This is a genomic window from uncultured Phyllobacterium sp., assembly GCF_902479695.1.
Taxonomy (GTDB): domain Bacteria; phylum Pseudomonadota; class Alphaproteobacteria; order Rhizobiales; family Rhizobiaceae; genus Phyllobacterium; species Phyllobacterium calauticae.
Window position 1 is genome coordinate 221,153 of record NZ_CABSQF010000001.1, and the last position, 24,724, is coordinate 245,876.

Here is a 24,724-nt window from a genome sequence, read left to right on the forward strand (position 1 = left end):
GTCGGATCGCCGGCGGCATCACTCTGTCAGGGCGAATCGCGCCATTTGATGGAGCAGCCCACCGAGGCAATCTGTTCGCGTGGTCCAGCGCCCGATCGCGCAATCTGGCGCATTGCCTCGAACAAATCCCGGCGCAGGTCCGCGATAGCTTCCTGTTTGCGCGAGCCGTCCAGCCGCCCGCGGTATTGCAATTCACCCCTTGCATTGAACCCGAAGAAATCCGGCGTGCAGACTGCACCATAGGCATGTGCAACCGCTTGGTCTGCATCGTGCAAATAGGGAAAGGGAAACGCATTCTCTCGGGAGAACCGCTGCATGTTTTCATAGGAATCGGCGGGGTAAGCTGCTGCATCGTTGGCATTGATGGCAACAAAGCCAATATCTAGCGCTGCGAGATCATGCGCGTCACGCACGATACGCCCGATGACGGCCTTTACATAGGGACAGTGGTTGCAAATGAACGCGATGACAAGTCCTTGCCGTCCGGCTTGAGCCAGGAGGGAGTGCCGTTGGCCGTCGGTCCCGATCAAGCTTGCATCGACAGCTTGCCAGCCGAAATCACAAAGGGGTGGGACTGCCGCCATCGTTGTTCCCTTCTCTCAGGCAGCCTTCTGGCGCCTGGCGCCATCGGCAGCACGGCGGATGGCAGCAATATTGGCGGCGTAAGCAGCCTTGCTGCCTCCCTTGAAAATCGCCGATCCGGCAACAAGAACATCAGCGCCGGCAGCGGCCACCAGTGGCGCCGTCTCCGGCGTGACACCGCCATCGATTTCTATATGAATCGGACGATCGCCGATCAGTGCTTTCAAACGCCGTGTCTTTTCGACAACCGACGGGATGAATGCCTGTCCACCGAACCCTGGATTGACCGTCATCAACAATACGAGGTCGAGGCGGTCCAGCACATATTCTATTGCCGTTTCCGGCGTAGACGGATTGAGTGACACGCCTGCTTTCCTGCCGAGATTGCGAATGGTCTGCAGCGAGCGGTCCAGATGCGGCCCCGCTTCCGCATGAACGGTGATGAAGTCGCACCCGGCATCGGCAAAGGCCGCGAGATAGGCGTCTGCCGGTGCGATCATGAGATGGCAATCGAACACCGCTGTGGTCCGGCCGCGGATCGATTTTATGACTTGAGGACCGAAGGTGATGTTGGGAACGAAATGCCCATCCATCACATCAAGGTGCACCCAGTCCGCTCCGGCCTCGATGATATCCTCCACCTCTTCACCCAGCCTGGAAAAATCCGCGGACAGAACGGACGGCGCGATGAGCGTCTTGCGGTTCATGACGTTTGCCCCTCCACAGGCGGCATTGAAAAGACACGGCTACTGCCGATATCGGCTGCAGTGATTGTCGACAAGGCGTCAGCATCCAGCGGCCCCTTGGATGTCTCGAACAGGCGGTTGGCCTGCCGCAGACGGGCCCGATCGAGTGCGTTGCGGATGGAACGGGCATTGGCAAAATGCGGCTGTTGCCGGCGGCGCTCAATATAGTCAGCCATGATCGCACGGCCTTCCGCGTCGAAGCTATAATTCTGTTTCGACAACATCGTTTCCGCAATGCGAAGCAATTCGTCGGAGCTGTAATCCGGAAAATCGATATGATGAGCGATACGCGAGCGAAAACCTGGATTGCTCTCGAAGAACTTGTCCATGCGATCCGTATAGCCGGCCAGTATAACCACAAGATCTTCGCGCTGATTTTCCATCACCTGAAGCAGAATCTCAATGGCTTCCTGACCATAATCGCGCTCGTTCTCCTGCCGGTGCAGATAATAGGCTTCGTCGATGAACAGCACGCCGCCCAACGCTTTCTTCAATATCTCCTTGGTCTTCGGCGCGGTATGGCCGATATACTGCCCCACCAGATCATCGCGCGTCACCGAAACGAGATGACCTTTGCGGATATAGCCAAGCCGGTGCAGGAGATCGGCCATACGCAGCGCCACCGTGGTCTTGCCGGTGCCCGGATTACCACTGAAACTCATGTGCAGCGTCGGCGTCTCGTGGGCAAGACCCATCCGCCGACGCGCCCGTTCCACCAGCAGCAGGGCAGCAGTCTCCTTGATCCGCAGTTTTACCGGCTTAAGGCCGATCAAATCGCGGTCGAGTTCGTCGAGCACATCTTTCACGCCGGATTCAACATATTCGGCACGCAGATCAATCGCGGCTGGAATGTCCTCGCTGGCACGCGCGAGCTCCTCGATCCCGATGTCAGCCATAACGTTGCCCTGCCGGCTTGTCCGTTGCGTAGGATCTCGTCGTATAACGGACGACACGGCCTTCGCCTTCCTGACGCGCGAGATGGAAGCCAGGCTCTTCCTGCGGACGATTGACGAGGAAGGACAACTTCACCGACTCCCAGCCATGCGAGTTGTCGAATGCAACGAAGCGAATATAGCCATCGCCATAGACCTTGCGGCATTCCTTCAGTTCCATGATCAATGCGGCGGCATCCGGATTGTCGAACATCGGATGCCCCCACATCTCCCAATAGGTATTGCGCGGGTGCGGATCGTCGGTGAATTCGAGACTGACAGCCCAGCCTTTGTCGATGCAATACTGTGCTTGCCTGGCAATCTGCTCGTCCGTCAGGTCGGGCAGGAACGAGAATGCTCCTTGGGTAATACGCATGTCGTTTCTCCTATTCGGCTGCTGTTGCCGTCGGAACGAAGTCCGGCGAGTCGGTTGAAGTGTAGTTGAAGGAAACATCCTTCCAGACTTCGAGCGCCTGCTGCAAAGGCTGACAGTTGCGGGCCGCCATCCGCAGGATGTCCGGTCCCTCGCGCAGGATATCCCGGCCTTCATTGCGTGCGAGCACCATGCATTCGAGTGCGACACGGTTGGCAGTGGCTCCGGCCGCGATGCCAAGGGGGTGACCGATAGTACCGCCGCCGAATTGCAGAACGACATCCTCGCCGAGAAGATCCAGTAGCTGATGCATTTGACCGGCATGGATACCGCCAGACGCAACCGGCATCATCTTGTTGAGAGAAGCCCAGTGCTGATCGAAGAACACACCGTTTTCGAGCCGCATCGGGTTGAAATCCTCGCGGCAAATATCGTAGTAGCCACGCGTGGTTGCCGGATCACCTTCAAGTTTACCGACCACCGTTCCGGCATGAATATGATCCACACCGGCGAGACGCATCCACTTGGCGATCACGCGGAACGAGACACCGTGTGACTTCTGCCGTGTATAGGTGGAATGGCCGGCGCGATGCAGATGCAGGATCATGTCATTGCGACGCGCCCATTTGGCCATTGATTGGATTGCCGTATAGCCGATCACCAGATCGATCATGACGATGTTGGAGCCCAGTTCTTTGGCAAAATCAGCACGTTCGTACATGTCCTCCATCGTCGCCGCCGTGACGTTGAGGTAACTGCCCTTGATTTCGCCGGTGGCAGCCTGGGCCTTGTTGACGGCCTCCATGCAGTAAAGGAACCGTTCGCGCCAATGCATGAAGGGTTGCGAGTTGATGTTCTCGTCATCCTTGGTGAAATCCAGACCGCCTTTCAGCGCTTCATACACAACACGCCCGTAATTGCGCCCGGACAGTCCAAGCTTCGGCTTCACGGTCGCGCCAAGCAGCGGCCTGCCGAATTTGTCGAGGCGTTCGCGTTCAACGACAATGCCTGTCGGCGGCCCCTGGAAGGTTTTGACATAGGCGACCGGCAGGCGCATGTCCTCCAGCCGCAAAGCCTTGAGCGGCTTGAATCCGAAGACATTGCCGATGATCGACGCCGTCAGATTGGAGATGGAGCCCGGCTCGAACAGATCCAGATCATAGGCGATGTAAGCGAAATATTGACCATCGCCATTGGGAACGGGATCAACGCGATAGGCCTTGGCCCGATATTTTTCGGTTGCTGTCAGCCGATCTGTCCACACAACCGTCCAGGTTGCGGTTGACGATTCACCGGCAACGGCGGCAGCCGCCTCGATCGGGTCAACGCCATCCTGCGGCGTAATGCGGAAGAGCGCGATGATATCGGTGTCTTTCGGCTCATAATCGGGCTCCCAATAGCCCATCTTCTTGTATTCCATGACACCGGACCTGTAGCGGTCCTTCCCTGTGACCGTTTCCGACTTGTTTGACATGATAAGGTCCTTTCCGTTTCATTCGGGACTCAAGCAGCCTGTGCTGCGGCGATTTGTGGATCGAGCTTGCCAGCCGCATAGCGTTTGGCCATGTCATCGAGACCGATGACCTTGATTTTCAGAGCATGGCCTGCCGTCCCGAACCGCTCGAAGCGGTCCCGGCAGAGATCGCGCATCGCATCCATGGCGGGTTTCAGGAACTTGCGCGGGTCAAACTCAGCCGGATTTTCGGCGGCTATCTTGCGGAACTGTCCGCTCATCGCCATCCGGCAATCCGTATCGATGTTCACCTTGCGCACGCCATGGCGAATGCCCCGCTCGATTTCCTCCACTGGCACGCCATAGGTTTGCGGCATCTCGCCGCCAAACCGGTTGATGATGTCCTGCAAGGGTTGTGGGACGGATGAAGACCCATGCATGACCAAATGCGTGTTCGGCAGTTTGCGGTGGATCTCCTCGATCACGCCCATCGCCAGAATGTCACCATCGGGCGCACGGGTGAATTTGTAGGCGCCATGCGATGTGCCACAGGCTATTGCGAGTGCATCCACTTTCGTACGAAGCACAAAATCGACTGCCTGGTCCGGATCAGTCAGCAGTTGATCATGGCTCAGCACGCCGCTCGCGCCGTGCCCGTCCTCGGCCTCAGCCTCGCCACTCTCAAGCGATCCCAGCACGCCGAGTTCACCTTCCACCGAGACGCCAAGCCAGTGCGCAATGGATGTGACCCGCTTGGTGATACCGACATTGTATTCGTAGGATGCGGGTGTCGCCGCATCCGCTTCGAGCGAACCGTCCATCATCACCGACGTGAATCCATGCCGGATCGCCGTCATGCAGGTGGCTTCATCATTGCCGTGATCCTGATGCAGGCAGACAGGAATGGCTGGGTACAATTCCACCAGCGCGTCGATCATCCGCGCCAGCATGATGTCCTTGGCGTAAGAGCGCGCACCACGGGATGCTTGCAGAATAACCGGCGCCTCGCAGGCTGCCGCGGCTTCCATCACGGCAAGCCCCTGCTCCATATTGTTGATGTTGAAGGCAGGAACGCCGTAGCCATGCTCAGCCGCATGATCGAGCAGTTGTCGCAGCGTAATACGGGCCATCATCAATACTCCTTCTCGCTGATGAGCTTGCGTGCAGTGGCAACAATCTTTTCGGGCGTAATCCCGAAATGACGATAGAGGTCCGGTGCCGGCGCGCTGGCGCCAAAGCCGTGCATGCCGATGAATGCACCCTTGTCACCGATCCAGCGGTCCCAGCCGAGACGTGCCGCCGCCTCGATACCGATGCGCGGTGCTGCAGCAAGAACCGACCGGCGATAGGCCGGGGTCTGCGCCTCAAACAGTTCCCAGGAGGGCATGGAAACAACAGCCGCTGCGATCTTGTGTTGCGCCCGCAGCATATCGGCAGCGGTACAGGCGATCTCGACCTCCGAGCCCGTGGCCAGCAGAGTGACCGCGCGCGGCTCGGCTGTTTCACGCAGCACGTAAGCGCCACGAGCGGACCGATTTTCCTCGGTATAACCGGGACGCAGCATCGCGAGGTTCTGGCGGGACAATACGATGACGCTCGGACGGTCACTGTATTTCAACGCCAGTTCCCAGCATTCCGCCGTCTCGATAATATCCGCCGGCCGGAATACATTGATACCCGGTGTGGCACGCAACATGGCAAGGTGTTCAACCGGCTGATGCGTCGGACCATCCTCACCAAGGCCAATCGAGTCATGGGTCATGACATAGACGACCTGCTGGCCCATCAAGGCGGAAAGGCGTATGGCGCCCCGCGCATAATCGGCGAAAGCCAGGAACGTACCGCCATACGGGATGAAACCACCATGCAGCGCGAGACCGTTCATCGCGGCGGCCATGCCGTGCTCGCGGATCCCATAGTGAATGTACCGGCCGGAAAAATCACCGGATGCAACACTGCGCATGCCGGGCGTTACGGTGAGGTTCGAGTGCGTAAGATCGGCGGATCCGCCGATCGTGAGATCGGTAGCGGTGTTGACGATGCCGAGCACCATTTCCGAAGCCTTGCGCGTCGCGACCTTGGTGGCCTTCTCGATATGGTCGCGGCGAAACGCGGCAAGTTCTTCAAACACCGTTGCCGGCACCTGCTTCTGCACCGCCAGCTTGAAATCGTCCCCAAGCGGCGATTTTGATACCCGTACTGACCACTCGCGCCGTTCATCGGCACCCCGGCGTGCAACATCGCGCCATACTTCAAGGATATCCTCCGGAACGGTGAATGGCTCATACGGCCAGTCCAATGCCAGACGCGCTGCGGCAATTTCCGCAGCGCCCAGTGGAGCGCCATGGGTCTTTTCGGTGCCTTGCAGGTTGGGCGCCCCTTTTCCGATGATGGTGCGGCACGAGATCAGCGAAGGCCGTCCGGAGGCCTTGGCATGGGAAATCGCCCCGGCAATTTCATCGAAGTCATGCCCGTCGATGTCCTGAACGTCGAAGCCAGCGGCCTTGAAACGCGCCAGCTGATCCGTCGACGTCGAGAGCGACGTCGGCCCGTCGATGGAGATGGCATTGTTGTCCCAGAACACGATAAGCTTCGACAGGCTCAAATGACCCGCAAGGTCGATCGCCTCCTGGCTGATACCTTCCTGCAGACAGCCATCTCCGGCCATGACATAGGTATGATGATCAACGATATCCGCCCCAAATCGCGCGGCCTGCATGCGCTCGGCCAGCGCCATGCCGACCGCGGTCGCGATACCCTGCCCAAGCGGCCCGGTGGTCATCTCGATGCCCTGTGCATGACCGTATTCCGGATGACCCGCGGTTTTTGCACCGACCTGGCGAAAGCGCTGCAGTTCCTCGATGGGCATGTCGGGGTAGCCGACGAGATAATGCAGGGCATATTGCAGCATGGAACCATGTCCCGCCGACAGGACAAACCGGTCACGGTCGGGCCATTGCGGGTGCAGCGGATCAAGTTTGATGAAACGCCTGAACAGCACGGTCGCGACATCCGCCATCCCCATCGGCATGCCGGGATGCCCGGAATTCGCCTTCTGGACGCTATCCATGACCAGAGCGCGGATCGCATTCGCCATGTCCCGTTCCGAAAGGATTTCGGTATCCGGCTTGTCTTGAAGCAGAGCTTGCGTGTTCATCATCTTCTCCTCACGAGGCTCGGTTTTTGCGCTCGATCAACTGCATGATCAGCGGCGTCAGGATGAGTTGCATGGCCAGGTCGAGTTTGTTGCCAGGCACGACGATCGAATTGGCGCGCGACATGAACGAGTCGTGAATCATCGAAAGCAGGTACGGAAAATCAATCCCGCGCGGCCGGGCAAACCGGATCACCAGCATTGACTCGTCGGGCGTCGGTATCCACCTGGCGATGAACGGATTGGACGTGTCGACAATGGGTACGCGCTGGAAGTTGATATCCGTCAGCGTAAACTGCGGCGTGATGTAGCGGACATAGTCCGGCATACGGCGCAGGATGACATCCATCACCGCTTCGGTGGAGTATCCGCGGGTCGAGCGGTCGCGATGGATTTTCTGTATCCACTCGAGATTGATGACGGGCACCACGCCGATCTTGAGATCCGCATGGCGAGCAAGATTGATGCCTTCCGTGACGGCGCAGCCGTGCAGTCCCTCATAGAAGAGAAGGGTGCTGGGCGAAAAATCACGCCATTCGGTAAATGTGCCGGCTGGCATCTTGTACTGCTCGGCTTCGACATCATCATGGATGTAGGTCCGCGTCTGGCCAGTTCCCTTGCGACCATATTCTTCAAACACCGCGTCGAGCTTGGCGAGTTCATTGGCATCGACGTGGAAATGCGTAAAGTTGGGATTACCCTTCTTTTCTTCTTCCGCGACCTTCACCTTCATGGTGTTGCGGTCATATTTGTGAAAGGCATCGCCTTCGATGAAGGCGGCTTCGATGTGCTCGCGGCGAAAAATCTGTTCGAAGATGCGCTTGACCGACGTGGTGCCGGCACCAGACGAACCGGTGATGGAGATGATCGGATGCTTTGCTGACATGATTGATCTCCCTCCCCTCAAGCCCTGAACAGGCCACGGTTGCTGAAGAGCGGCGCACGCTCGCCAATATTGCTGGGTTCGGCATGGTAGCGGCCGATCCGGGCCACTTCCCGTGCTGAACCAAAAACGAACGGAACCCGTTGATGCATGGTGTGGGGTACCAGATCGAGGATACGGTTCGCCGTATCCGTTGCACCTCCGCCCGCTTGCTCGATGAGAAAAGCAATGGGATTCGCCTCGTAGATCAGCCGTATCCGGCCCTCGCCGTAGCCTTTGCGCTTATCACCGGGATAGAGAAACACGCCACTGCGCATAAGAATGCGGTACGTCTCGGCGACGAGCGACGCGATCCATCGCATGTTGAAATCACGCTCGCGCGGCCCCTCGCTACCCTTCAGGCAATCATCGACATAGAGCTGTACTGCCTCGTCCCAATGCCGATAATTGGCTGTGTTGATGGCAAACTCATGTGACTGGCTTGCTATGACGATGCTTTCATACGCCTGCACGAAGGTTCCAAGCCGGCTTGAAAAGACAAAAACGTGTGTACCGCTGCCAAGTGTCACGACAAGAGCGAGCTGCGGGCCGTAAATGAAAAAGCCGGCAGCGAGCTGGCGGTCGCCCTTTTGAAAGAACGATGCGCCAGGCTCGCTGCTCGGATCACCGGCCACAGGGAGGACGGAGAAGATAGTTCCGATCGAAACATTGGTGTCGATATTGGACGAGCCGTCGAGCGGATCGATTGCAAGTGCCAGTGGCGCACGCGGATCCAGCACTGCCGGATGCGTCAGTTCCTCCGAGCCGTAGAGGGCAACAGGAGCCTGCCGTGCCGCTTCGAGAAACATGTCGTCAGCAAATACGTCGAGCGCCTTCTGCGGATCGCCGTCGGCATTCCTGTTGCCAGTTCCCCCGGAAAAGGCCTTTCCAAGGGCTCCCTGATTGATGACGCTGCGAATCTTGACCGCCGTCAAAGCCAGTTGGCGCAGAAGCGCGGATACCGATGCACGCAAGGGATCGTCATGTTCCGCATAGGATCCAAGAAAGGCGTCTAATGTCGCCGTGGTCATGGTCGTCCTCCCGTGCCTGATCATCGTTTCGCGTCAGACTTCGGTGCTAAGGGACCATTGATGGATACCTAAGTAAAATTTAATATATTTACGTCTTAGATAAAATTTATTAACCTCACGCAATGCGCAATCTGAATCTCAAGCAGTTACGGGCGATACAGGCAATCAAGCGGCATGGGACAATCGTCGCTGCTGCCAATGCGTTGGGACTGACGCCCCCTGCCGTGACCATTCAGCTCAAGCTGGTGGAGGAAGATGCGAATATTATCCTGTTCGATCGCACCAATGAGGGACTTCGCCCCACCGCCGCCGGCCTTGCATTCCTCGATGCCGCGCAGATGATCGAGGAACGGCTACGGGTTCTTCACGACGAAATCGATGCGATCAAAGGTTTAAGGGTGGGCACCCTGTCCTTGGGGGTCGTGTCGACAGCCAAGTACTTTGCGCCGCAACTCATGGCGATTTTCGCAAAGGAACATCCCGACATCGTCGTCAAATTGGCAATAGGGAACCGCGCGGAAATCATCGACAGTTTGAAAAGCCATGCAGTGGACCTTGCTCTGATGGGCCGGCCGCCAAAGGATATCCCGCTGCGTTCGGCGGTTTTTGGCGATCATCCGCTGGTGATGATCGCCGCACCGGATCACCCCCTGGCCAAATGCCGGGACATAACGAAAGAGCGTATCGCGCAGGAGCATTTTCTGATCCGCGAGCCTGGGTCCGGCACCCGCATTTCGCTGGAGATTTTCCTGAGTGAACTGCCGGGGCGTATCGATGATCTCGGCACCGAAATGTCCTCGAACGAAACAATCAAACAGGCTGTCATGGCGGGGCTTGGTGTAGCCTTCATTTCAGCTCACACGATCGCGCTCGAACTGGAAGTCGGCAAGCTCGTGATGCTGGATGTCACTGGTATGCCCATCCGCCGTCAGTGGTTTTCGGTCATGCGGACTGACCGGACATTGTCGCCGGCAATGCGGGCCTTCCAGGATTTTCTCAACCGCAAAGGCGCGCAATGTCTGCCCTCCATCGATCGGCTCTATCCCATGGCCGGCGCGCACATTTCGTAAAGTCGACGAACTTGGACAAGCAGGAATGGCGTTGCGGGCCCATATGACCTTTAATGAGTGCGGGATGTCCGGGGGTACCATGATTGAACAAAAGCCGTTGAGCCTGGCGTCGCGGATCACCTATTTTGCCTCCAGCCTCATGTTCGCGATCTTGATGACCATTGGGTTATCGGTTGTATATCTTGCAGCACTCTCCAACCCTGCGGTGAGCAGGATTGATGTTGGTGGCTTTATGATCGGGATGTTGTTTGTATGCGCGCTGCTCATTGCGGCAGGCTGGCTCGCCTATCTTCCGCTTCGCCGGCACCATGGACTTATTCGAATTGTCACAACTGCCTTCTGTCTTTTGATCGCTATATCCGTCGTTCTCATCGTGTTCATTGACTGGGGTTAAAAATCAGGTTGCAAACGGACGGACCGTTCGCGTTATGGCTCGCGCTTCGGACGTGGCGCTGCTAAAACGCTCACGCTCATTGATTGACAACCGTAGGGACACTGGAATGAATTCAATGCGTCGCGGTGTGCTTGCGTTTTTGGGCGGCCTCATGATGGGCAAGCCTTCTCTCAGCACGGCGTCCAGCAAGCTTCCGGCATACGCTGCATCGCGTTCCAGCTACACGCCGCGCCATGTGCTTTGTTTTCTTGGCGGCGAGCACGGCCTTCCAGCCCTGGTCGAAAATGCCCGCGCCGCCATAGAGAAACTGGCAGATGGTTTTATCGCCGATGAAGATGGCTCCCGGAATGAACCTGATGACCGGATGGAGCGATCGTTCAACGTCTGCTGGGATCGCGTCGATCCCGAGGCCTATCAGGACACTGACGAAAAAGCCGTCGCCGGGCACGGGTCTGTCCTCTACGTGCTCGGCCCGTCGATGACGGCGGAAACAACCGTAACGACATCCGCAAAAGCCTTGCAGCTTGTGCAATACATGCTTGATCACGGGGCCATTGCCGTGAAGGGTGAAAGCGCAGGGGTCGCCCATGGCGTGCGGCGATGGAAGGAACTGGCTGAACAGGCCCGCAACGCATCGGCCTCCGGTGATGTCATGGCACTCGCAACAACCTGCCGTCTGGCCTTTGCGCGCCGGCCCATCGGTGACGACGTCGATGGCATGGCCAGTGTCGGGTTTCACTTGGTTGGGTTGCCTGATGTCCTGGTAACCGCCGTTCGTCCGGCAGATCAACGGCCGTCAAACAACGCCGAGCAGCTCAAGATTGCGGCTCTGATCGACGATATCGCCGACGAAATGACCCGGGACGGCGTTGAAACCGCCGTAACGGATCGTCGTGCCGCTCTATCCAGCGACACCCGCTACGAGGAAGACGAGTACAAATTCAATCCATTCGGGGTTGTGCATATTCAAGTCAGCAAGCTTTAGCAAAGCGATATTTGAGAGCCGCCATCAGCACGACGTGATTACCTTCGCCCGGTTGACGGGACGTGAGCCTACATCTTTAACGGGAAATTCTTTGCCGGACTGATTGACTTATGACGTGTGCAGGATGACAATTTCTGCCAGGAGGGGGTTTCATGAAATATTGTGTCCTTCTTATCGGCTTTTCAATCGCTGTCCTTTCCGCAGGCGGAGCGCACTCCCAGGAGGGAGATGCCACGGCGGGCGCAGCCGTTTTCAAAAAATGCGGCATCTGCCATGTGGCGGAAACAGATACGAACAAAGTGGGGCCTTCGTTGAATGGTCTGTTCGGCAGAACAGCCGGAACACATGCAGGCTTCGGTTATTCACCGTCGATGACGGATGCAGGCAAAGCTGGTCTTGTGTGGAATGAGACCTCGCTACGAGACTATCTGCATGACCCCAAGGCCAAGGTAAAAGGCACGAAAATGGCCTTCCCCGGATTGAAGGACGATGGCGACATCACCAATCTGATTGCCTATCTGAAACAGTTTTCCAAGTAATTCTTCCTCCCGTTGAGAATGAACGGGTATGAATATCTGGTGAACACTTGAGGAAACACAGCCCATGCGCGCGTCTTTTCTGGCCTGATTGCCTGTCTTATCCGTTCATGAGATAATGGATTTGTCTTTCCCAAGATGCGACCCATGTCCACACCCAGTAAAGGCCGGGAGGGCGGAAAATGGCAGTCGTGGTAATTCTGATCGTCATAGCCGTCGGCTCGGTATTGTTTCACCTGCTGAGCCCATGGTGGTGGACGCCTATAGCGTCGAACTGGGACTATATCGACAACACCATTATCATAACGTTCTGGATCACCGGGGTCGTTTTCGTCGCCGTGGTTCTGTTCATCGCGTTTTGCGTCTACCGTTTCCGGCACAGTCCCGGCAAACGCGCCGCATACGAGCCGGAAAACAGGATACTGGAGTTCTGGCTGGCTACCGTGACTGCCGTTGGTGTCGCTGCAATGCTGGCGCCGGGCCTGTTTGTCTGGAACCAATTCATTACGGTCCCGAACGATGCCACGGAAGTTGAAGTGGTTGGGCAGCAGTGGTTGTGGAGCTTTCGACTTCCGGGAAAAGATGGGCGGCTGGGAACTTCCGAGACCAGCGATGTCAGTTCGGATAACCCTTTGGGGATCAATAAAAGGGACCCCGCGAGCCTTGATGACATCATCATACAAGGCGGTGAATTGCATTTGCCCGTCGGTAAACCCGTCAAGATGTTGCTGCGCTCCCTTGATGTGGTGCACGATTTTTACGTCCCCGAGTTCCGGGCCAAGATGGATATGATCCCGGGATCGGTCAGCTATTACTGGTTTATCCCGACACGAACGGGAACTTTTGAGGTTCTTTGCGCAGAACTCTGCGGCGTTGGTCACCCGCAGATGCGCGGGACGGTCGTCGTTGACACCGAAGAAAACTATCAGACGTGGCTGCAACAGCAGCAGACTTTTTCCCAGATGATGGCATCGGCAGGAGACGTGCAGACGGCAAAATGAGAATGGTCGCCCTCCGGGAGAAGGGGCATTAGAGGTCGGGAGTATAGGGAATGGTCAATATTCCAGCTGGTATCGATGACACGGTTCCGTTAGCGGAAGTCGCCGATGTCGAACTTTACCACCCGAGGAGCTGGTGGACGACCTATGTCTTCAGTCAGGACGCCAAGGTCATCGCCATCCAGTACTCCGTGACCGCCATATCGATCGGCTTCGTGGCCTTGGTCTTGTCATGGCTCATGCGGATACAGCTCGCCTTTCCCGGCGCACTTTCCTTCATCGATGCGGAACACTACTACCAGTTCATCACGATGCACGGCATGATCATGGTGATCTATCTCCTGACCGCATTGTTTCTCGGCGGCTTCGGCAATTACCTCATCCCGCTGATGCTGGGTGCCCGGGATATGGTGTTCCCCTATGCAAACATGTTGAGCTATTGGCTTTACCTGCTCGCTGTGCTCGTGCTTGTAGCTGGCTTCTTTGTGCCCGGCGGGCCGACGGGCGCGGGGTGGACGCTTTATCCGCCCCAATCCATTCTTTCCGGCACCCCCGGGGGAAAGGACTGGGGCATCATCCTGATGCTGACTTCGCTCATCCTCTTCATCATTGGCTTCACGATGGGCGGGCTGAATTATGTGGTCACAGTCTTGCAGGGGCGCGCAAGAGGCATGACCCTGATGCGCATGCCTCTGACAATCTGGGGCATATTCACCGCAACCGTGATGGCCTTGCTGGCGTTTCCGGCCCTCTTCGTTGCCTCGGTCATGATGTTGTTCGACCGGGTTCTTGGAACCAGCTTCTTCATGCCGGCCATCGTCGAAATGGGTGAGCATCTGAAAAATGGCGGCGGCAGCCCCATCCTCTTCCAGCACCTGTTCTGGTTTTTCGGTCACCCGGAAGTCTACATCGTCGCTCTGCCGGCCTTCGGCATCGTGTCGGATCTCATCAGCACCCATGCGCGCAAGAATATATTCGGCTACCGTATGATGGTGTGGGCGATCGTGGGGATCGGTGCGCTCAGCTTCGTGGTTTGGGCACACCACATGTATGTCAGCGGGATGAACCCCAAATTCGGGTTCTTCTTTGCCACGACCACGCTGATTATTGCCGTGCCCACCGCTATCAAGGTCTATAACTGGGTGCTTACTTTATGGCGGGGTGATATCCATCTGACCTTGCCAATGCTGTTCGCTCTCGGGTTCATGGTCACATTCGTCAATGGCGGGCTGACAGGACTATTTCTCGGCAATGTCGTCGTCGATGTTCCACTGGCCAAGACGCTGTTTGTCGTTGCGCATTTTCACATGGTCATGGGCGTTGCTCCCATTATGGTGGTCTTCGGGGCGATCTATCATTGGTATCCCAAAGTCACCGGGCGAATGCTCGACGAAACACTGGGCAGAGTGCACTTTTTTGTCACCTTCCTTGGGGCCTACGCCATCTTCTTTCCCATGCATTATCTCGGACTGCTGGGCGTGCCACGCCGCTATTCCGAATTGGGCGATACAGCATTCATTCCGCCATCCGTGCAAGCCCTGAATGAATTCATCACCATCATGGCGCTGATCGTCGGGGCAGCGCAAATCCTCTTCCTGTTCAATCTGGCCTGGAGCGTGCGAAGGGGCAAGGAGGCTGGCGGCAATCCCTGGCGGGCAACGACGCTCGAATGGCAGACGCCGCAGACACCGCCGGCCCATGGCAATTGGGGGAAGGAACTGCCCGTGGTCTACCGCTGGGCCTATGATTACAGCGTTCCAGGCGCAGCCCAGGATTTCATTCCGCAGAACCAGCCCAATGGCGACCGAATTTCCAGGGAGCCCGCATCGTGAGCACCATTCTGGTTTTCCTGGCCGGGCTCGCCGTCATCATCACGTGGTGGATGGCGCAGCAGCGCCTGACGTCCAAACCTTGGCTTGAAGTCAATGCAACCAGTGATATTCCCGCGTGGACCAGGTCTGCCATCGCCACCGAGAAAATCGGTCTGGGCGTATTCCTGGCTGTTGTCGGTGCCTTGTTCACTCTGTTCATCAGCGCTTACTTCATGCGGATGGGACTGCAGGATTGGTGGGCCATTCCGCTTCCGCGGATACTTTGGCTCAACACGGGCATACTGGTGATAAGCAGCGTCGCACTGCAACGGGCCAAGACTGAAGCCGCACGCAGCAACGACAGTGCCTTGAGGCTTGCCCTCATGACAGCTCTTGCCGCTACCACCGGATTTCTGATCGGACAGTTGTTCGCATGGAAGGAGCTCGTCACCGCCGGCTACGTCATAGCAGACAATCCCGCGAACAGTTTTTTCTACCTGATTACCGGAATGCATGGCCTGCATATTCTTGGCGGACTCTTCGTGCTCAGCCGTACGACGTCCCGGGTATGGCAGGGCGCTCCGCTCCCCAAGGTGCGGCTGAGCATCGAGCTGTGCACCATGTACTGGCATTTCATGCTGGTGGTGTGGCTGGTTCTGTTTGCCCTGTTTGCCGGTTGGGCCAATGATTTCATCGCCATCTGCCGCCAAGTGCTCAACTAGGACGTTTGACCCATGTCTCAATCCTCCGCACAAGCAAAACCCGAGATCGCCCTTCCCCGGCCTGCCGGCCTGCGCGGCTTCGCATCTGACTGGGCCTCCGATCAGCGCGCGTTTAAAAACGTTTCCTGGGGCAAGGCCATGATGTGGATCTTTCTGCTCAGCGACACGTTCATCTTCGGGTGTTTTCTGGTCGCCTACATGACGGCACGGGTGTCCACGGCTATTGCCTGGCCAAACCCCAGCACGGTCTTCGCGCTCAATATCGGCGGCAAGGAAATCCCGCTGATCCTGATCGCCATCATGACCTTTGTCCTCATCAGCAGTTCAGGGACAATGGCTATGGCCGTCAATTATGGTTATCGGCGTGATCGCCGTAAAGCTGCCATCCTTATGCTGATCACAGCATTGTTCGGTGCGATCTTCGTCGGCATGCAGGCTTTCGAATGGACCAAACTGATCACCGAGGGCGTCCGCCCATGGGGAAATCCGTGGGGCGCGGCGCAGTTCGGGTCAACGTTTTTCATGATCACCGGCTTTCACGGCACACACGTCAGCATCGGCGTCATTTTCCTTATCATCATCGCGCGCAAGGTCTGGCGGGGCGATTTTGATACGGAAAGACGCGGCTTTTTCACCAGCCGCAAAGGCAATTACGAGATCGTCGAAATCATGGGCCTGTACTGGCACTTCGTGGATCTCGTCTGGGTTTTTATCTTCGCATTTTTCTATTTGTGGTGAGGATCATGGAACAACCGGTGACACATTCGCAAACACAGGTGCTGACGCACACTGACCATCAACAGCATCCCATCAAGCTTTATCTCGTCGTCTGGGGATTGCTGTTTTTTCTGAGTGTCTGCTCCTACATGGTCGACTATCTCGGGTTCCAGCACTACCTGCGCTGGGGCCTGATTCTGCTTTTCATGATTTTGAAAGCCGGATTGATCGTCGCCATCTTCATGCATATGGCATGGGAAAGACTGGCCCTCGTCTATGCCGTGATACTTCCACCGATACTGGTGCTTGTCTTTGTCGCCCTGATGACATCGGAAGCGCATTACACCTTGTTCACACGCATGACGTTCTTTGGCATTGCGCAATAGAACACGTTTGCATGGGTGCATCGCGCTTCACGATGCTACGAGAAAACTTACCGGCGGACCGGACGTTTCTTCGCCTCTGCAACGATGGGCTGGGGTTCCACCACCTTACGGTAGAGGTGCCAGGTGGCATGGCCGAGCACCGGTATAATGATCGCCAGACCAACAAAGAGCGTCAAAAAGCCAACCACCAGCAATGCCGCAACGATCAATCCCCACAATGCCATCGTCACCGGATTGGCAGCGACTGCCTTTATCGAGGTCACAACAGCGGCGAATGCGCCGACATCCCGGTCAAGCAGGAGCGGGAACGTCACGACGCTTGTGCACAGCACAACCACGGCAAAGACAAAGCCGATCGTATTGCCAAGAAGGATCATTCGCTGGCCTTCCGGCGTGTTGAAAACCTGATCGAGGAATGCGCGCATGGAGACCGGTGCTTCGGAACCGAAAAGGCTGGTGTAGAGAGATTGAGCCGTCAGCAGCCAGGCGATGAAAATTGCAAACAGCATGACGCCGACGGCAATGATGGACGGAATGGCCGGCGACCGCCGGACCTCAAATGCGTGACGCCAGGACGTATCGAGATTGAGTTCGCGCCTACGGCTGATCTCGTAGAGACCCAAAGCGGCAAGGGGACCGATCAGCGCAAAGCCGGACATCAGCGGAAAGACAAGCGGCAACGTGTTGGCGCCCGAGGACCACCGCATGAGGACCACACCGACAATCGGATAGATCAGGCAGAGAAAAACATAATGGGATGGTTTGTCCCAAAAATCATCCAACCCCTCGCGGAGAGCCGCAACGATATCGGATACGCCAATTCGGCGAACATGGGGGTAGACAGGGACCTCGTTTGCACCAGCAATCACATGAAATTGCGCCATGACCAGTTCTCCCAATTCAGTTATGGGCGGCAACGATATACCGATATGCCTTGCATTGGCGGGGCTACCGGATCGAACCTGAACCCTTGTCCAATATACGCCCTCCAACCTCGTTTTGCCAGAGTCCGATCTTTGCCCGGTCTGGCCACGACAGATGAAAGACGCGGATAACCGGAGCGCCTAGGACGCCCCGGTTATCCGGCGAAAGTGGATGCTTACTTGGCGGCGGCTGCCTGTTCGATGAGAGCAGCGACGGCTTCAGGCTTGGAAACATAGACGGCATGGCTGCCGGCCGTTTCGACGACGGTGGCATTCGCGCGCTTGGCCATCATGCGCTGGGCGGGCGGCGGGATCATGTGATCGTCCGAGGCAACCAGGTAGAAGCTCGGCTTGCTCTTCCACGCCGGTTCGGTCACGGCACCGGCCAGGGCTTCGACACCCCAGGGAACCTGCGAGTCAGCCATGAATGCAGCCGTTCCCGCATCAACATCGGCAGCGAAGGCGGCGGCGAACTTGGCCTTGTCAAGGAACAGGTAGCCATCAACAGGCGGCAGGATCGGAGGCACGGGAGCGCCAGCAGGCGGATTGGCGATCAGGGACGAGACGGACTCGCCTTTATCGGGTGCAAACGCTGCGATATAAACGACGGCCTTCACCTTTTCATCCGTGCCGGCTTCGCTGACAACGACGCCGCCATAGGAATGGCCAACCAGGATCACGGGACCGTCCTGCTGTGCGATGACCCGCTTGGTCACAGCCACGTCATCGGCCAGCGAGGTGGTCGGATTCTGCACGATGCTGACGGTGTAACCATCCTTTTTCAGGATGTTGTAAACGCCCTGCCAACCGGAGCCATCGACGAAGCCACCGTGGACAAGGACGATGTTCTTGGCACCGGCGGGTGCGGCGTGAACGGGGTTCAAAGCGGTTGCGGCCATGGCGAGGGTGGCGGCTGCGGTCAGGATCTTGCTCATGTGCGTATCTCCTTTTGTTTGGTTCGCAATAATCATTATCGCGATAATTAATAAATAACCGATGATCCAAACCTTGTAAAGCATTTTCTTTATCGCGATATCATTATTGTGATAAAGGTTATAAACACCTTCAAATCAAGGAGACGACAATGGACAACGCACCCACCTTGCCGCTTGACAGCCAGCTCTGCTTTTCAATCTATTCGGCGTCGATCGCCATCCACCGGGTCTACAAGCCGATGCTCGATGAGCTTGGGGTTACCTATACGCAGTATCTTGTCCTGAGCACCCTATGGGAACACGACGGTCTGACCATCAGCGCCATTGGCGATCGGCTGGCGCTGGAGCCAAGCACCATTACGCCCGCCGTCAAGCGGCTGGAAAGCGCCGGCTTTCTCGTACGCCGCCGCAGCGTTATCGATGAGCGTCAGGTTGAGGTGCATCTCAGCCCCAAAGGCACCGACCTTCACGCCAGGACAGGTTGTCTCACGGAGACGCTGTTGCGCCGCTCCGGCTTCACCATACCGGAGATGATCGATCTCAACCGCAAGGTCCAGTTGTTGCGCGACGGAATGACAAAAGCATCGGCCTAATGGCCGCATCCGTTGAACGGGAGTGACTGGATTGTCCGCGAGTTGATCGACTTGGTTGACGCCGGTAATGCCACAGACACTGCGGCATCACCGGGAATCCGCCAATCCTACAAGGAAAGTTCACGCCGCAACGCTTCGAGCCATTCCATCGCAATCACTCCGTCATGAATCGTCGGAGCGGGTGTCGAAGCGCCGCCAAGCGCCGATACGACGTCGGCGAGGAGTGAGTGATAGCCTTTCGGATCCTCGTTCGCCGCTGCGGTGAAATTTGGCTTCCATGTCAGCGTATCCAGATCGTCGGCGAGCGTCGCATGGGGATCGTTGACCTTGAACGGAGGATTGCGGTTCCAGCGCACCTCGATCACGTCATCCACCTCCAGCCGCTGGTGATCACCCATCAGTTCGATACGTTCGACCGGTGTGCCACGCGACTGGATCGTCCCCATCGCAATATTGCCGATGGCTCCGCATTCAAACTCGAAACCCACGTGAAAGAGTACCCTGCCCGGCGTCTTTTCCACCTTCCGCGCGGAAATCGTCCGTATCGGCGACACGAAGAACGATACCAGATCCATGTAGTGCACGCAGTGGTGCAAGAAGAAGCCGGTGTAGTCGACATTCCCGGTGAAATAGCCCGGGGCTGTCATGTAATACCCCGTGAGGCCGAGTACAGGCCCGAAACGTCCGGATTGGATGATGTTGTGGGCAATCTTGTTGCCGACAGAATAGCGCTTCATGAAGCCGACCAGCAGCGGCTTTCCGGAGCGTTCGGACGCTGCACGCAATTCACGCGCGCCCTGCGCCGTGCCTGAGGGCGGCTTTTCCATGAACACAGGCAATCCTCGCTCAAGAGCCATTTTGCCGAAGTGCAGGTGCTGCTCAGGGCCCACAGCCATGCCGACGGCATCGATGCCGGACATGCGGATCAACTCCTCGGCATCGCTGGTCAGGCGGGACACGCCGAATTGCCGCCCTGCATCCGCCAGGCGTTTGCCATCAATATCGCACAGTGCAACGATCTCGACATCGTGGCGAACAAGTTGCGGAAGAAGCATCTGGGTTGCGTGAATACCGCAACCGATCCAGCCGATTTTCAATGTCATCGCCGATATTCCGTCAGTGTGAGGTGGGATTTGATAAAGGCTGCACTCGCCGCCAGTCGCTCGCTTTCATCCTCATGGGGCGGGCGCCACTGCGCGAAAGGAACGCCGAAACGGTCGTCATTGCGCCGGAACGGTTCCAACGATACCGGCCCGTTGTAACCGATCTCGTGCAGCGCCCGACCGACGGAAACCCAGTCTGTCGATCCGGTCCCCGGAAACCCGCGATGGTTTTCGTTCGCCTGGAAATGCACGAGGTGTGCTCCGCCCAGCCGGATGGCTTCGGCAATCGAGGCTTCTTCCATGTGCATATGGAAGGTATCGAGCATCAGCTTGATGGCTGGATGATCGACCGCTTCAAGAAGTTCGATGGCCTGCTGTGTCGTGCACAGCACATCGCTTTCAAACCGGTTGAGCGGTTCAATCGCAAGCAGGACACCTGCGCTTGCAGCATGGTTGCCTGCTTCCACCAGACCTTTGACACAGCGCTCCTTGCGCGCCAGCCGCTCATCTTCAGGCACGGGCAGAGGAGCGCGTCCGGCAAAGACCAGCGGATTGCCTGTCAACGGCCCGCCAACCACGCGCGCACCGAGCGCTGCCGCGCAGTCTGCCGTATAGCGCAGATAGTCGATCCCGGCGCGATGCGCATTCTGATCATCTGACGAGAGGTTGCGCTGAAGATTGACGCGTGCCGCGAGCACGACATCGAGTCCTGCATCGTCCAGCGCACGCCTGGCCTCGGCAAGATCGATTTCGCCCGGTTCAGGCACAAGCAATTCGACGAAGTCGAAGCCGAGGTCGCGCATCTTCTTGAACAGGGGAAAATGCGCGGCGGTAAACGGCCTTGCATATTGCATGGAGATCAATCCGATGGGATTCATCATAGGTCCTCTTTGATAAGCATGGGTCATCCCTTCACCGCACCTTGGGTAAGGCCACCGATGAGACGGCGTTGGACGAGAAGGAAAAGGAGGGTGGCAGGCAGCGCACCGACAACGCCGCCCGCGGCAAGCAAACCCCACTCGATCTGGTACTCACCGATCAGGGTCTGGATCGCTACGGTAACCGGTCGGACATTGCGGCCTCCCAGCGTCAAGGCATAGAGGTACTCGTTCCAGGCGGTGATGAAGATGTAGATACCGGTGGAAATGATGCCGGGCATCGCCAGGGGCAGAACGATGCGCCGCAGGGCCTGCAGCCGCGAACAGCCATCGATCATGGCCGCCTCGTCGAGGCTGCGCGGAATGGCACCGACATAGCTGGTCAGCATCCAGACGGCAAAGGGAATGGCAACCGTCGAATTAGCAAGGATCAGCCCGATATGGGTATCGAGAATACCGATCTTCCGCATGAGGACGAAGAGCGGCAGGATCAGGAGCACGATCGGGAACATGTTGACCAGCAGGAACTGCAGCATGATCAGCTTGCGTCCGGCAAACCGGAAGCGCGACAATGCATAGGCTGCGGTAACCGAAACGACAAGTCCGAGGACAACGGTGCCGCCGGCAATGATCAGGCTGTCCAGCATGTTGTGAAGAAACGAGGTTTGCCGGAGAAGCCGGGCATAATTGTCGATGCTCCATCCTGATGGTGACAAGGATACACCGGACGCGGACAGCTGCGTGGTCGGCGTGAGCGAGGTGAGGATCATCCAGACAAATGGCCCTATGGCGAGAAGGATGATCAGGACAACAGGAATGTCGGTTGTGAGAATGCGCCGGAGTGTCGAGGGCTTGTTCATCTTTCCACCTCGCGCAGCGTGCGGACGATGTAGACCGCAACGATCGCCCCGAGCAGAAGTGTGAAGGTCACTGCGATCGCTGTCCCGTAACCGAAGTCGAGATTTTGACGCGCCTTGATGAAGGCGTAGAGCGGCAGTGTGTGCGTTGCATAGCCCGGGCCGCCGCCGGTCATTACAAAAATCACGTCCATGGAATTGGCAACCCAGATGATGCGCAGCAATCCTGCGGTTGCCAGCACGGGCGCAATTCCTGGCAGCGTTATATGGACGAACTGCCGCCAAGGGCTGGCACCGTCGATAGAGGCGGCTTCATACTGACTTTGCGGAATGCCTTGCAGGCCAGCCAGGATCATCACTGCGAAAAACGGAAAACCCTGCCAGGTCAGCGTCGCGATTACGGCATAGAGCGCGAGGTGGGGATCGGCGAGCCAGGGCACCGTCGAATGAATGATGGAGAGATAGAGCAGGATATCGTTGAGCACCCCTGTGGTCGGGTCATAAATCCAGCGCCACATCAAAGCGATGACCACACTTGGCAATGCCCAGGGAATGATGACCAGCGCCCGCGCCAAGCCACGCCAGGGAAATTCCCGGTTGAGCAGAAGTGCCGTGACAAGACCAAGCCCCATTTGCAACGGAACCGTCAGACCGATCCAGATTGCCGTGTGGCCAAGCGACGTCCAGAACACCGGATCACGCAGAAGTTTGACATAGTTGCCAAAGCCAACGAAGCGATTGGCGTTCGGCTTCCACAGGATGACGTCATAGAAGCTGGTGACAACCGCCTGGAACATCGGAAAAAACACGATGAACAATGTCACCAGCACAGCAGGCGCCAGCAAAGCATAGGGCATCAGCCTGCTGCGGAGCGGGCGCGCCTGCGTGAAATCGTCCGGTGCGGATGGTGCGAGCGTGGACATGGGCTGACTTTCTGGCGGTGCCAATGACGGGAACCTGCACGCGCTATTGCGCGAACAGATTCTCGAGTTGCTCCATCATCTGCTGCGACGTGATCTGGCCGGTCAGCGCCTGCTGCATTGACGTCTGCCACGCGGTGTTGACGAACTCTGCCGTGGCGGTGCTTTGCGGCAAGACGTGTGCAAAGGGCAAGGACTGGACCGTGGCGTCAACAAACCTGCGTTCGTGCAGGGTCCAATGTTCCGCTCCGCTCTTGGTCACGGTCATCTGCCCGGTTGCCTTGTTGAAGGCCACGTTGTTTTCAGCTTCCGCCAGGAAGGAAATCCACTTCCACGCAGCGTCCTTTACCTGTGACGACGAAAAGATCGCCAGGGATTCGTCGCCATAGGAGGTCCACTGCTTGCCGCCGCATTTGGGGACGGGAACTGCGGAGACCTTGTCACCGAGCGCTTTGACCAGGTCATTCGACGAGCCGATATGGTGAATGGTCATGGCCGTCTTGCCGGCCTTGAACGCCGCGACAATTTCCTGGAAGCCGTCGTTGGGGGCCGATGGCGGGATGACCTTGTCCTTTTGGAACAGATCTATCAACCACTGGTTGGCGGCAATAGCCGCTGGCGTGGTCAAACCGCCCGGCTTGAGTTCCGCCCCTTGCGAAAAGACAAATGCTCCCCACTGATCCCAGCCGCCCTTGCCGCCACGCAGGCCAAAGCCATAGGTGTCAGGTGCCTTGGTCAGCTTTTGCGCTGCCGTGCGAAACTCCTCGCAGGTGGCGGGCGGATTGAGGTTCGCGTCCTTGAACAGATCGGCACGATAATAGAGATAAAGCACGACATACTGGATCGGCAGATAATATTGTTGTCCGTCCGGCCCCTTGTTCAATTCCAGCAGATTGTCCAGCAGGTCGGCTTTGCCTGGCCATGCGTTGATACGGTCGCCGAGCGGCTCAAGTGCACCCATTTCCGCCAGTCTTGGCTGCGCGAAAAGCTTGACCATTCCGGCGTCCGGCGCGTTGCCGCCAACCAGCGAAGTGTAGAGATTATCGTAATAACTGTTCCATGGAACGTTCTCAGCTTCGATCTTGATATCCGGGTTTTTGGCCTGGAACTTCGCCACGAGATCCGACATCGGATTTTCCGGATTGTCGAAATGGTACCAGAATCGCACCGTTTCCGCCGCGTTGGCCGTGCTGATCGCCAAGCCGGTCAGGAATGCGCAGCTGATACCCAGCTTCTTGAGAATGCTCATTGTTTCCTCCACGTTTATTATGCATTTATCGATTGCCGCCGATCATGCCCCGGGCAGCTTCACCAGCCGACTTAAGCGCCTCCCGCGCTGCCGCCAGTTCGTTGGTGTTTTGCAGAAATCCATGCGTGACCCCCGGCATCACCGACAGGGGATCATCGCGGCCGACCGCCTTCAGCCGGTCGGCTAGACGAAGCGTATCGGACAGCAACGGATCGACCCCGGCAGCCATGAGATAGAGCGGCGGCAAGGCGCGCAGCGCGTCATCATCAGCCTGAAGCGGAGCAGCCAATGGATTGCGCCGCGCCTGATGATCCGCGCAGTACCAGTCCCAGTAACGCTGCATTTTACCAAGCGTCAGCCCCGGACCATCGGCAAAATGCCGATAGGACTCCGTATTGAAATCGGCATCAAACGTGCCGTAAAACAGCAGCGCGCCCGATGGCAGCGACCGTCC

At 57.5% G+C, this 24,724-nt stretch carries 27 protein-coding genes; 10 read left to right on the forward strand and 17 right to left on the reverse strand.

The genetic code is table 11. From position 1 onward, the window contains the following. Positions 1-26: 26 nt before the first annotated feature. Genes RDL77_RS01055 through RDL77_RS01095 form a run of 9 tightly spaced genes read right to left on the reverse strand, consistent with a single transcriptional unit; the run spans position 27 to position 9,193 of the window. Positions 27-584: a thioredoxin family protein gene (locus RDL77_RS01055; RefSeq protein ID WP_288191490.1), complete on the reverse strand. Its 558-nt coding sequence runs from the start codon at positions 582-584 to the stop codon at positions 27-29. 15 nt (positions 585-599) lie between these two features. Then, on the reverse strand, positions 600-1,289 hold the full coding sequence (rpe, locus tag RDL77_RS01060) for a ribulose-phosphate 3-epimerase (RefSeq protein ID WP_288191492.1): 690 nt from the start codon (positions 1,287-1,289) through the stop codon (positions 600-602). After that, positions 1,286-2,224, reverse strand: coding sequence for a CbbX protein (gene cbbX / locus RDL77_RS01065; protein ID WP_288191493.1), 939 nt, complete (start codon positions 2,222-2,224; stop codon positions 1,286-1,288). The genes rpe and cbbX overlap by 4 nt, the downstream gene beginning before the upstream one ends. Further along, complete coding sequence (locus tag RDL77_RS01070; RefSeq protein WP_223614374.1) at positions 2,217-2,636, reverse strand: ribulose bisphosphate carboxylase small subunit; 420 nt, start codon at positions 2,634-2,636, stop codon at positions 2,217-2,219. Before RDL77_RS01070 ends, cbbX begins: the two co-directional genes overlap by 8 nt. Before the next feature lie 10 nt (positions 2,637-2,646). Next, the gene (locus RDL77_RS01075) at positions 2,647-4,107 is read right to left on the reverse strand and encodes a form I ribulose bisphosphate carboxylase large subunit (RefSeq protein ID WP_288191495.1); all 1,461 of its coding nucleotides are present in this window, start codon (positions 4,105-4,107) and stop codon (positions 2,647-2,649) included. 29 nt (positions 4,108-4,136) lie between these two features. Further along, on the reverse strand, positions 4,137-5,216 hold the full coding sequence (fba, locus tag RDL77_RS01080) for a class II fructose-bisphosphate aldolase (protein WP_288191526.1): 1,080 nt from the start codon (positions 5,214-5,216) through the stop codon (positions 4,137-4,139). A gap of 2 nt (positions 5,217-5,218) precedes the next feature. Next, positions 5,219-7,243: a transketolase gene (tkt, locus tag RDL77_RS01085; RefSeq protein ID WP_288191496.1), complete on the reverse strand. Its 2,025-nt coding sequence runs from the start codon at positions 7,241-7,243 to the stop codon at positions 5,219-5,221. A 10-nt stretch (positions 7,244-7,253) separates the two neighbouring features. After that, positions 7,254-8,126, reverse strand: coding sequence for a phosphoribulokinase (locus RDL77_RS01090; protein WP_288191497.1), 873 nt, complete (start codon positions 8,124-8,126; stop codon positions 7,254-7,256). A 17-nt stretch (positions 8,127-8,143) separates the two neighbouring features. Next, positions 8,144-9,193: a class 1 fructose-bisphosphatase gene (locus RDL77_RS01095; RefSeq protein WP_288191498.1), complete on the reverse strand. Its 1,050-nt coding sequence runs from the start codon at positions 9,191-9,193 to the stop codon at positions 8,144-8,146. Positions 9,194-9,315: 122 nt separating this feature from the next. Between RDL77_RS01095 and RDL77_RS01100 the strand changes: the two genes are divergently transcribed. The 9 genes from RDL77_RS01100 (at position 9,316) to RDL77_RS01140 (ending at position 16,812) form a co-directional block, all read left to right on the forward strand. After that, positions 9,316-10,263: a LysR family transcriptional regulator gene (locus RDL77_RS01100; RefSeq protein WP_288191499.1), complete on the forward strand. Its 948-nt coding sequence runs from the start codon at positions 9,316-9,318 to the stop codon at positions 10,261-10,263. A 79-nt stretch (positions 10,264-10,342) separates the two neighbouring features. Beyond that, positions 10,343-10,657 (forward strand): hypothetical protein, encoded by a 315-nt coding sequence (locus RDL77_RS01105; protein WP_288191500.1) that lies wholly within the window; start codon positions 10,343-10,345, stop codon positions 10,655-10,657. Positions 10,658-10,763: 106 nt separating this feature from the next. After that, positions 10,764-11,642: a hypothetical protein gene (locus RDL77_RS01110; protein ID WP_288191501.1), complete on the forward strand. Its 879-nt coding sequence runs from the start codon at positions 10,764-10,766 to the stop codon at positions 11,640-11,642. Between the two features lie 152 nt (positions 11,643-11,794). Beyond that, positions 11,795-12,181: a cytochrome c family protein gene (locus RDL77_RS01115; RefSeq protein WP_288191502.1), complete on the forward strand. Its 387-nt coding sequence runs from the start codon at positions 11,795-11,797 to the stop codon at positions 12,179-12,181. A 179-nt stretch (positions 12,182-12,360) separates the two neighbouring features. Beyond that, positions 12,361-13,179 (forward strand): cytochrome c oxidase subunit II, encoded by an 819-nt coding sequence (locus RDL77_RS01120; protein ID WP_288191503.1) that lies wholly within the window; start codon positions 12,361-12,363, stop codon positions 13,177-13,179. Between the two features lie 50 nt (positions 13,180-13,229). Next, positions 13,230-15,008: a cytochrome c oxidase subunit I gene (gene ctaD / locus RDL77_RS01125; RefSeq protein ID WP_223614387.1), complete on the forward strand. Its 1,779-nt coding sequence runs from the start codon at positions 13,230-13,232 to the stop codon at positions 15,006-15,008. After that, positions 15,005-15,709: a cytochrome c oxidase subunit 3 gene (locus tag RDL77_RS01130; protein WP_288191504.1), complete on the forward strand. Its 705-nt coding sequence runs from the start codon at positions 15,005-15,007 to the stop codon at positions 15,707-15,709. The genes ctaD and RDL77_RS01130 overlap by 4 nt, the downstream gene beginning before the upstream one ends. A gap of 12 nt (positions 15,710-15,721) precedes the next feature. After that, the gene (locus RDL77_RS01135; RefSeq protein WP_288191505.1) at positions 15,722-16,447 is read left to right on the forward strand and encodes a heme-copper oxidase subunit III family protein; all 726 of its coding nucleotides are present in this window, start codon (positions 15,722-15,724) and stop codon (positions 16,445-16,447) included. A gap of 5 nt (positions 16,448-16,452) precedes the next feature. Then, positions 16,453-16,812: a cytochrome C oxidase subunit IV family protein gene (locus RDL77_RS01140; RefSeq protein ID WP_223614391.1), complete on the forward strand. Its 360-nt coding sequence runs from the start codon at positions 16,453-16,455 to the stop codon at positions 16,810-16,812. 47 nt (positions 16,813-16,859) lie between these two features. Here RDL77_RS01140 and RDL77_RS01145 read toward each other — a convergent pair whose 3' ends face one another. Further along, positions 16,860-17,696 (reverse strand): DUF2189 domain-containing protein, encoded by an 837-nt coding sequence (locus RDL77_RS01145; protein WP_288191506.1) that lies wholly within the window; start codon positions 17,694-17,696, stop codon positions 16,860-16,862. Between the two features lie 215 nt (positions 17,697-17,911). Then, positions 17,912-18,670: an alpha/beta fold hydrolase gene (locus RDL77_RS01150; protein WP_374042632.1), complete on the reverse strand. Its 759-nt coding sequence runs from the start codon at positions 18,668-18,670 to the stop codon at positions 17,912-17,914. Positions 18,671-18,819: 149 nt separating this feature from the next. On the opposite strand from RDL77_RS01150, the gene RDL77_RS01155 reads away from it, so the two are divergent. Next, complete coding sequence (locus RDL77_RS01155; RefSeq protein WP_288191508.1) at positions 18,820-19,263, forward strand: MarR family winged helix-turn-helix transcriptional regulator; 444 nt, start codon at positions 18,820-18,822, stop codon at positions 19,261-19,263. A 107-nt stretch (positions 19,264-19,370) separates the two neighbouring features. Here the strand turns inward: RDL77_RS01155 and RDL77_RS01160 are convergent, their stop codons facing one another. From RDL77_RS01160 to RDL77_RS01185, 6 genes are all read right to left on the reverse strand, one after another. Beyond that, on the reverse strand, positions 19,371-20,366 hold the full coding sequence (locus RDL77_RS01160; RefSeq protein WP_288191510.1) for a Gfo/Idh/MocA family protein: 996 nt from the start codon (positions 20,364-20,366) through the stop codon (positions 19,371-19,373). After that, positions 20,363-21,244 carry a sugar phosphate isomerase/epimerase family protein gene (locus RDL77_RS01165; RefSeq protein ID WP_308526335.1) on the reverse strand — a complete coding sequence of 294 codons (882 nt, stop codon included), beginning with the start codon at positions 21,242-21,244 and terminating at the stop codon, positions 20,363-20,365. Before RDL77_RS01165 ends, RDL77_RS01160 begins: the two co-directional genes overlap by 4 nt. 26 nt (positions 21,245-21,270) lie before the next feature. Next, positions 21,271-22,104: a carbohydrate ABC transporter permease gene (locus RDL77_RS01170; RefSeq protein WP_288191512.1), complete on the reverse strand. Its 834-nt coding sequence runs from the start codon at positions 22,102-22,104 to the stop codon at positions 21,271-21,273. After that, entirely contained in the window at positions 22,101-23,024 is a 924-nt protein-coding gene (locus RDL77_RS01175; RefSeq protein ID WP_223614399.1) for a carbohydrate ABC transporter permease, read from the reverse strand. Before RDL77_RS01175 ends, RDL77_RS01170 begins: the two co-directional genes overlap by 4 nt. A gap of 43 nt (positions 23,025-23,067) precedes the next feature. Continuing rightward, positions 23,068-24,270, reverse strand: a complete 1,203-nt coding sequence (locus RDL77_RS01180) for a sugar ABC transporter substrate-binding protein (RefSeq protein ID WP_223614401.1) — start codon at positions 24,268-24,270, stop codon at positions 23,068-23,070. 25 nt (positions 24,271-24,295) lie between these two features. Then, positions 24,296-24,724: alpha/beta hydrolase fold domain-containing protein (locus RDL77_RS01185; protein ID WP_288191513.1), on the reverse strand; the 429-nt coding region annotated here is incomplete at its 5' end.

Coding starts and splice junctions, on each gene's coding strand:
- RDL77_RS01055 (WP_288191490.1), bottom strand. CDS start 584: ATGGCGGCAGTCCCACCCCTTTGTGATTTCGGCTGGCAAGCTGTCGAT.
- fba (WP_288191526.1), bottom strand. CDS start 5,216: ATGGCCCGTATTACGCTGCGACAACTGCTCGATCATGCGGCTGAGCAT.
- RDL77_RS01110 (WP_288191501.1), top strand. CDS start 10,764: ATGAATTCAATGCGTCGCGGTGTGCTTGCGTTTTTGGGCGGCCTCATG.
- rpe (WP_288191492.1), bottom strand. CDS start 1,289: ATGAACCGCAAGACGCTCATCGCGCCGTCCGTTCTGTCCGCGGATTTT.
- RDL77_RS01070 (WP_223614374.1), bottom strand. CDS start 2,636: ATGCGTATTACCCAAGGAGCATTCTCGTTCCTGCCCGACCTGACGGAC.
- RDL77_RS01150 (WP_374042632.1), bottom strand. CDS start 18,670: ATGAGCAAGATCCTGACCGCAGCCGCCACCCTCGCCATGGCCGCAACC.
- RDL77_RS01145 (WP_288191506.1), bottom strand. CDS start 17,696: ATGGCGCAATTTCATGTGATTGCTGGTGCAAACGAGGTCCCTGTCTAC.
- ctaD (WP_223614387.1), top strand. CDS start 13,230: ATGGTCAATATTCCAGCTGGTATCGATGACACGGTTCCGTTAGCGGAA.
- RDL77_RS01180 (WP_223614401.1), bottom strand. CDS start 24,270: ATGAGCATTCTCAAGAAGCTGGGTATCAGCTGCGCATTCCTGACCGGC.
- RDL77_RS01105 (WP_288191500.1), top strand. CDS start 10,343: ATGATTGAACAAAAGCCGTTGAGCCTGGCGTCGCGGATCACCTATTTT.
- RDL77_RS01155 (WP_288191508.1), top strand. CDS start 18,820: ATGGACAACGCACCCACCTTGCCGCTTGACAGCCAGCTCTGCTTTTCA.
- RDL77_RS01140 (WP_223614391.1), top strand. CDS start 16,453: ATGGAACAACCGGTGACACATTCGCAAACACAGGTGCTGACGCACACT.
- RDL77_RS01120 (WP_288191503.1), top strand. CDS start 12,361: ATGGCAGTCGTGGTAATTCTGATCGTCATAGCCGTCGGCTCGGTATTG.
- RDL77_RS01095 (WP_288191498.1), bottom strand. CDS start 9,193: ATGACCACGGCGACATTAGACGCCTTTCTTGGATCCTATGCGGAACAT.
- RDL77_RS01165 (WP_308526335.1), bottom strand. CDS start 21,244: ATGAATCCCATCGGATTGATCTCCATGCAATATGCAAGGCCGTTTACC.
- RDL77_RS01100 (WP_288191499.1), top strand. CDS start 9,316: ATGCGCAATCTGAATCTCAAGCAGTTACGGGCGATACAGGCAATCAAG.
- RDL77_RS01090 (WP_288191497.1), bottom strand. CDS start 8,126: ATGTCAGCAAAGCATCCGATCATCTCCATCACCGGTTCGTCTGGTGCC.
- RDL77_RS01115 (WP_288191502.1), top strand. CDS start 11,795: ATGAAATATTGTGTCCTTCTTATCGGCTTTTCAATCGCTGTCCTTTCC.
- RDL77_RS01075 (WP_288191495.1), bottom strand. CDS start 4,107: ATGTCAAACAAGTCGGAAACGGTCACAGGGAAGGACCGCTACAGGTCC.
- cbbX (WP_288191493.1), bottom strand. CDS start 2,224: ATGGCTGACATCGGGATCGAGGAGCTCGCGCGTGCCAGCGAGGACATT.
- RDL77_RS01175 (WP_223614399.1), bottom strand. CDS start 23,024: ATGTCCACGCTCGCACCATCCGCACCGGACGATTTCACGCAGGCGCGC.
- RDL77_RS01160 (WP_288191510.1), bottom strand. CDS start 20,366: ATGACATTGAAAATCGGCTGGATCGGTTGCGGTATTCACGCAACCCAG.
- tkt (WP_288191496.1), bottom strand. CDS start 7,243: ATGAACACGCAAGCTCTGCTTCAAGACAAGCCGGATACCGAAATCCTT.
- RDL77_RS01135 (WP_288191505.1), top strand. CDS start 15,722: ATGTCTCAATCCTCCGCACAAGCAAAACCCGAGATCGCCCTTCCCCGG.
- RDL77_RS01170 (WP_288191512.1), bottom strand. CDS start 22,104: ATGAACAAGCCCTCGACACTCCGGCGCATTCTCACAACCGACATTCCT.